Annotated in this window: 6 protein-coding genes; all 6 read left to right on the top strand. The window is 56.7% G+C overall.

Annotated elements, in window-relative coordinates:
• On the top strand, window positions 1-737 hold a 737-nt coding region (gene hprK, locus lacNas_RS09535; RefSeq protein ID WP_201346808.1), incomplete at its 5' end, for an HPr(Ser) kinase/phosphatase.
• Entirely contained in the window at window positions 737-1570 is an 834-nt protein-coding gene (gene lgt, locus lacNas_RS09530) for a prolipoprotein diacylglyceryl transferase (protein ID WP_201330094.1), read from the top strand. The genes hprK and lgt, both read left to right, overlap by 1 nt.
• 5 nt (window positions 1571-1575) lie before the next feature.
• Complete coding sequence (locus lacNas_RS09525; protein ID WP_201330093.1) at window positions 1576-2592, top strand: NAD(P)H-dependent glycerol-3-phosphate dehydrogenase; 1017 nt, start codon at window positions 1576-1578, stop codon at window positions 2590-2592.
• A 72-nt stretch (window positions 2593-2664) separates the two neighbouring features.
• Window positions 2665-3597, top strand: coding sequence for a thioredoxin-disulfide reductase (trxB, locus tag lacNas_RS09520; protein ID WP_201330092.1), 933 nt, complete (start codon window positions 2665-2667; stop codon window positions 3595-3597).
• Between the two features lie 127 nt (window positions 3598-3724).
• A complete protein-coding gene (gene uvrB, locus lacNas_RS09515; RefSeq protein ID WP_201330091.1) occupies window positions 3725-5770 on the top strand; it encodes an excinuclease ABC subunit UvrB in 2046 nt (681 codons plus the stop codon).
• The coding region (locus lacNas_RS09510) for a UvrA family protein (protein ID WP_507762782.1) at window positions 5760-6964 on the top strand (1205 nt) is incomplete at its 3' end. The genes uvrB and lacNas_RS09510, both read left to right, overlap by 11 nt.

Here is a 6964-nt window from a genome sequence, read left to right as displayed (position 1 = left end):
GGCGGGTTTTTGAAAAAATCTGCCAGAAGCAGACGCCGTGCCTGCTGGTATCGCGCAACCTGCCGGTTCCTTCCGAGCTGAAGGAAGCCGCTGAAGCCGCAGGCACGCCGATCCTGATCTCCAACGACACGACGACCTACCTGATGAGCATGATTACCCAGTACCTGGCCGTCAAATTGGCAGAAAGAAGCAGCGTGCACGGGGTCTTGGTTGAAGTCTTCGGCATGGGGGTTCTGCTGACCGGGGAATCCGGGGTCGGCAAGTCAGAAACCGCTCTGGCCCTGGTCCAGCATGGCCACCGCCTGATTGCTGACGACCGGGTGGACGTTTACCAAAGAGACCATGAGACCGTGGTCGGCGAGGCGCCGCGGATCTTGAAGCACCTGATGGAAATCCGGGGCATCGGGATCATTGACGTCCTCAAGCTTTTCGGCATCGGGGCCATCAAGGACGAAACCGACATCTCCCTGGTCATCAATTTGACCAACTGGGATTCCAAGGCCAACTATGACCGCCTCGGCTTCCAGGAGAACACGCGGATCATCTGCGGCATCGCGGTGCCGCAGGTAACCATCCCGGTCAAGGTCGGCCGGAACATGGAAAACATCGTGGAAGTGGCCGTCATGAACTTCAGAGCCAAGGCCATGGGCTTTGACGCCGCCAAGACTTTTGACGACAACCTGACCAGCCTGATTGCTGAAAACACCGAGGAAGAAAAGCGGGGTGAAAAGGACTAGTGACTTTAGCACTCAACCCAATCGCCTTCAGTTTCGGTCCCTTCCACGTGCGCTGGTACGGGATCATCATCGCCTGCGGGATTCTGCTGGCCACCTTCATGTCCATTAAGGAAGGGCAAAGGCGGCAGATCATGAGCGACGACTTTATCGACCTGCTCTTGTGGGGCGTGCCGATCGGCTTCATTGGCGCCAGAATCTATTACGTCATTTTTGAATGGGACTATTTCTCCCAGCACCCCAGCGAGATCATCGCGATCTGGAACGGGGGAATTGCCGTTTACGGGGGCTTGATCGCCGGAGCAATCGTGCTCTTTGTCTTTTGCTACAAGCGTTTCCTGCCGCCTTTTCTGGTGCTGGACATCGTGGCGCCAGGCGTGATGGCGGCCCAGGTCCTGGGCCGGTGGGGCAACTTCATGAACCAGGAGGCCCACGGGGCCAAGTGCAGCCTGCAATACCTGCAGAGCCTGCATCTGCCGCGCTTTATCATCGACCAGATGTACATCGGCGGCAACTACTACAAGCCGACTTTTTTGTATGAATCTTTCTTCAACCTGCTGGGGCTGATCCTGATCTTGTGCCTGCGGCACAGAAAGCACCTCTTCAAGCAGGGGGAAGTCTTCATGTTCTACCTGGCCTGGTATTCAGTGGTGCGCTTCTTCGTGGAAGGGATGCGGACCGACAGCCTCTACATCTTCGGCGTGATCCGGGTTTCCCAGGCCCTCAGCCTGCTATTGCTGATCGGCGTGATCATTTTATTCGTCTACCGGCGTGTCAAAGTCAAGCCAAAGTGGTATCTTGATGGTAGCGGTTTAAAATATCCATACGAGAGGTAGAAAAAATGACAAAAATTTCCGTTTTAGGCGCCGGATCCTGGGGTTCGGTCCTGGCTTCCATGCTGGCCGACAATGGCCACGAGGTGGCCCTGTATGCCCACCGGCAAAGCATTGCCGATGAGATCAACCAAAGCCATACCAACAGCCATTATATGAAAGACTGGTCGCTCAACCCTGCAGTCTGGGCCAGCCCGGACCTGCCGGCCGTCTTGCAAGACTGCGACATCGTCCTTTTCGCGGTGCCAACCAGCGCGGTCCGGTCGGTTGCCAAAATGGTGCGCCAGACCCTGGACGAAAGCGGCCGCCAGCCCTACCTGGTTTCGGCCACCAAGGGGATTGAGCCGGGGACCAAGAAGCTGGTCTTGCAGATCTTCAAAGACGAGATCTATCCAGACGGCTTTGACAAGATGATCGTTTTGTCCGGGCCAAGCCACGCGGAAAACACCGCCCAGAAAGACCTGACGGCGATTACCCTGGCGTCGACCAGTCTGGACAACGCGGCCAAGATGCAGCGGATTTTTTCCAATGACTATGTCCGCTTCTACACCAGCAACGACCCGGTCGGCGTCCAAGTCGGCGGGGCGGTCAAGAACGTCATCGCCATCGCGGCCGGCATCCTGGCCGGCCTGGGCTACGGGGACAATGCCAAGGCAGCTTTGATGACGCGGGGATTGGCGGAGATCACCCGCCTGGGCGTGGCCTTTGGCGGCCAGCCTTGGACCTTTAGCGGCTTATCGGGGATCGGCGACTTGATCGTCACCTGCACCTCGGTCAATTCGCGCAACTGGCGCTGCGGCTACCAGCTGGGCCAGGGCAAGCCTTTAGACGAAGTTCTGGCCAACATGGGCCAGGTCGTCGAAGGGGCCACGACGGTCAAGGCCGTGCACGAAATCTGCGACAAGTATTCTTTGGACATGCCGATTTCAGCTTCGATCTACAAGGTTCTCTATGAGGGAGCCGAGATCAAGGATGAAATCAAGCTGATGATGAACCGGCAAATGGGACCGGAAATCAGAATTTAGATCTGGGGCTTGCAATCTTTCAAAAATCCTGTATTATATTACTTATAAAAAGTAAGTAAAAGGAGGCTGCTTATGACCAAAGAAGTTGACGTAGTAATTATCGGTGCGGGTCCGGCCGGCATGACGGCGGCGGTTTACGCTGCACGGGCTAATTTGAAGACCGTGCTGCTGGACCGGGGGATTTACGGCGGACAGATGAACAACACCGCCGACATCGACAATTACCCAGGCTTCGTGGAAGTGCAGGGCCCGGAATTGGGCGAAAAGATGTACCAGACGGTGCAGAATGCCGGCGCCAGCTATGAATACGGCGACGTGCAGGCTGTCAAGCTGGAAGGCGATTACAAGCGGGTGATTACTGACAGCGAGGAATACCTGGCTCCGGCAGTGATCATTGCTACCGGTTCAGAACACAAGCATTTGAACGTGCCGGGAGAGGAAACTTATTCCGGCCATGGCGTTTCTTACTGCGCCGTCTGCGACGCAGCCTTCTTCAAGGATGAGGACGTGACGGTGATTGGCGGGGGCGACTCTGCCATCCAGGAAGGCCTCTACCTGGCCCAGTCTGCCAAGTCAGTGACCGTGGTGCACCGCCGCGACCAGCTCCGGGCCAAGCCTGAATTGCAGGAGAAGGCCTTCAAGCACCCGAAGATCAAGTTCGTGTGGAACGCCTTGACTGACGAGATTGTCGGCGAAGACGGCAAGGTCAGCGGGGTCCGCTACCACGACAAGATCAGCGGCGAGGAAAAGGAATTTGCCACCAAGGGCGTCTTCATCTACGTTGGCGTCTTGCCGGTGACCCAGGCCCTGGCCGGCCTGGACATCCTGGATGAACAGGGCTGGATTCCGACTGACGAATTGATGCACACCCGGCAGGAAGGGATCTTCGCGGCCGGCGACGTGCGCCCGAAGGACCTGCGGCAGGTAACGACCGCCGTTGGCGAAGGCAGCGTGGCCGGGCAGGAAGCCTACAACTACCTGCAGGCCAAGGGCTTTTTGAAATAACAGTTCACTAAATACCGGACGGGCAACCGTCCGGTATTTTTTTCTCTGAGCAAAAGACTGTTAGAATCTATGTTCGGGTAGTAAAATAGATTAAGACTGATTATTGCAAGTTTAAGGGGGTAGAACCGTGATCAAGCGGCAAGACAACAACAAATTCGAGCTCGTTTCGCCATACAGCCCGGCTGGCGACCAGCAGCAGGCGATCGACCAGCTCTGCCAGGGCTTTCAGGCCGGGGAAAAGGAGCAGATCCTCAAAGGGGCGACGGGGACTGGGAAGACCTATACCATGGCCAATGTGATTGCCAGGCTGAACAAGCCGACCCTGGTCATCACCCACAACAAGACCCTGGTCGGCCAGCTCTACAACGAATTCAAGGAATTTTTCCCAAACAACGCTGTCGAGTACTTCGTTTCCTACTATGACTACTACCAGCCGGAAGCCTACGTGCCGCAGTCAGACACATATATCGAGAAAGACGCCTCGATCAATGACGAAATCGACCAGCTGCGCCACGCTGCCACCAGTGCCTTGATGTCCCGCAACGATGTCATCGTGGTGGCCTCGGTTTCCTGCATCTATGGCTTGGGTGACCCGAAAGAATACGCCGCTAGCGTTCTCAACGTCTATACCGGCCAGGAATACGACAGAAACACGCTCTTGCGGGACCTGGTCAACATCCAGTACGACAGAAACGACATCGACTTTCAGCGCGGCCGCTTCCGCGTGCACGGTGACATTGTGGAAGTCTTTCCGGCCGGATATTCCGACCGGGCCTACCGGATCGAATTTTTTGGCGACGAAATCGACCGCATCGTTGAAGTTGACCCCTTGACCGGGGAAATTCACGGGGTCAGAGACAGCATCTCCTTGTTCCCGGCAACCCACTTCATGACCAATGAAGACCAGCTTGAGGGGGCCATTGGCCGCATCAAGGCCGAGATGGAGGACCAGGTCAAAAAGTTCGAAAAGGAAGGCAAGCTGCTGGAAGCCGAAAGAATCAAGCAGCGGACGACCTACGACCTGGAAATGCTGCGGGAGGTCGGCTACACCAACGGGATCGAAAACTATTCCCGGCAGATGGAAAACCGCAAGGCTGGCGAGCCGCCATACACCTTGCTGGACTTCTTCCCGGAAGACTCGCTGATTTTGATTGACGAATCCCATGCCACCATGCCGGAAATCCGGGCCATGTACAACGGGGACCGCAACCGAAAGCAGACCTTGATCGACTACGGCTTCCGCCTGCCATCGGCTTTGGACAACCGGCCTTTGAAGCTGGAAGAATTCGAGCAGCACGTCAACCAGATTCTGTACGTGTCGGCGACGCCGGGCGATTATGAACTGAACCGCTGCCGCCGGATCGTGGAACAAGTCATCCGGCCGACGGGGCTGCTGGACCCGAAGATTGAGGTCCGGTCGATTGAAGGGCAGATTGACGACCTGGTAGCCGAAATCAACCTGCGGATCGAGCGAGATGAGCGGGTCTTCGTCACCACCTTGACCAAAAAGATGGCGGAAGACCTGACGGACTATTTAAAGGACCTGGGCATCAAGGTCCGCTACCTGCACTCGGACATCAAGACCCTGGAAAGAATGCAGATCATCCGGGACCTGCGGTTAGGCAAGTTTGACGTTTTGATCGGGATCAACCTGCTTAGGGAAGGGATCGACGTGCCGGAAGTTTCCCTGGTGGCCATACTGGACGCCGACAAGGAAGGGTTCCTGCGGGCCTACCGGCCGCTGGTCCAAACCATGGGCCGGGCAGCGCGGAACGCCAGCGGGGAGGTCATCATGTATGCTGACCGGATCACGGACTCGATGAAGCTGGCGATCGACGAAACCAACCGCCGGCGGGCCATCCAGATGAAGTTTAACGAAGAGCACGGGATCGTGCCTAAGACCATCATCAAGCCGATCCGGGACATGATCTCCGTGGTCAAGGACGACAAGGACGCGGCTGAAAACCAGCAGAGCTTTGCCGACCTCAACTTCGATGAGTTGACGGCCAAGCAGAAGCAGCAGATGATCGCCAACCTGCGCGAACAGATGCAGGATGCCGCCAAGCGGCTGGACTTTGAAAGTGCCGCCAATTTGCGCGATGCCATCATTGAACTTGAAGGCTCGGTCAGAAAACCGATTAAGAAGAAAGGCATGAACTTTAATGGCAAATAGAAACATTGTGATCCGCGGGGCGCGGGAGCACAACTTGAAAAACATCGACGTGACGATTCCTAAGGACCAGCTGGTCGTTATCACCGGCTTGTCAGGCTCAGGCAAGAGTTCCTTGGCTTTTGACACCCTTTATGCCGAAGGGCGCCGGCGCTACGTCGAATCCCTTTCCAGCTACGCCCGGCAGTTTCTGGGCCAGATGGACAAGGCTGACGTTGATTCCATCGACGGCCTCAACCCGGCCATCTCCATTGACCAGAAGACGACCTCGCACAATCCCCGCTCAACCGTCGGCACGGTAACCGAAATCAACGACTACCTGCGTCTGCTCTGGGCCCGGGTGGGGCACCCGTATTGCCCTAATGACGGCACTTTGATTCAGCGCCAGTCGGTCGACCAGATGATCGACCGGATCCTGGACTTGCCTGACAGAAGCAAGATTCAGCTTCTGTCTCCTGTCATCCGCGGCAAGCGGGGCGAGCACAAGGAAGTTTTTGAAAGAATCCGCCGGGCCGGCTACGTCCGGGTAATCGTTGACGGTGAGATGCACGATGCCAGTGAAGAATTTGCCTTGGAGAAAAACAAGCGCCACAATATCGACATCGTGGTCGACCGCCTGGTCATCAAGGACGGAATCCGCTCGCGCCTGTTTGACTCGGCTGAAGCCGCCCTGCGCCTGTCTGAAGGCTACATGGATGTCGACGTCATTGGCGGCGAGAAGCTCAGCTTCTCAGAATACTACGCCTGCCCGCTTTGCGGGTTCACGGTCGGGGAAATGGAGCCCCGGCTCTTCTCCTTCAACGCGCCTTTCGGGGCCTGCCCGGCCTGTGACGGCTTGGGGATGAAGCTGGCAGTTGACCCGGACCTGGTGATTCCGGACCAGGACAAGAGCTTGGCTGAAGGGGCGATAGCTCCCTGGGCCAGCTCCAAGTACTATACGGGGATGCTGGAACAGGCCTGCGCGGCTTTGAAGATTCCGATGGACAAGCCTTTTAAAAAGCTGACCAAGCGGCAAAGAGAGATCGTTTTGTACGGGTCGGACAAGGAAATCAACTTCCACCTGGAAGGCGACTTCGGCGTCAACGACACCAAGCAGCCTTTTGAAGGGGCCGTCAACAATGTCAGCCGCCGCTACGCCAAGCCAATGTCCAAGTTCATGCAGGAAGTGATGGGCAAGTACATGACCGAGCTGCCGTG

The sequence above is a fragment of the Lactobacillus nasalidis genome (assembly GCF_016587775.1).
Lineage (GTDB): Bacteria > Bacillota > Bacilli > Lactobacillales > Lactobacillaceae > Lactobacillus > Lactobacillus nasalidis.
The sequence above is the reverse complement of the archived record's forward strand: the minus strand, read 5'-3'. Positions and strand labels throughout refer to the sequence as shown.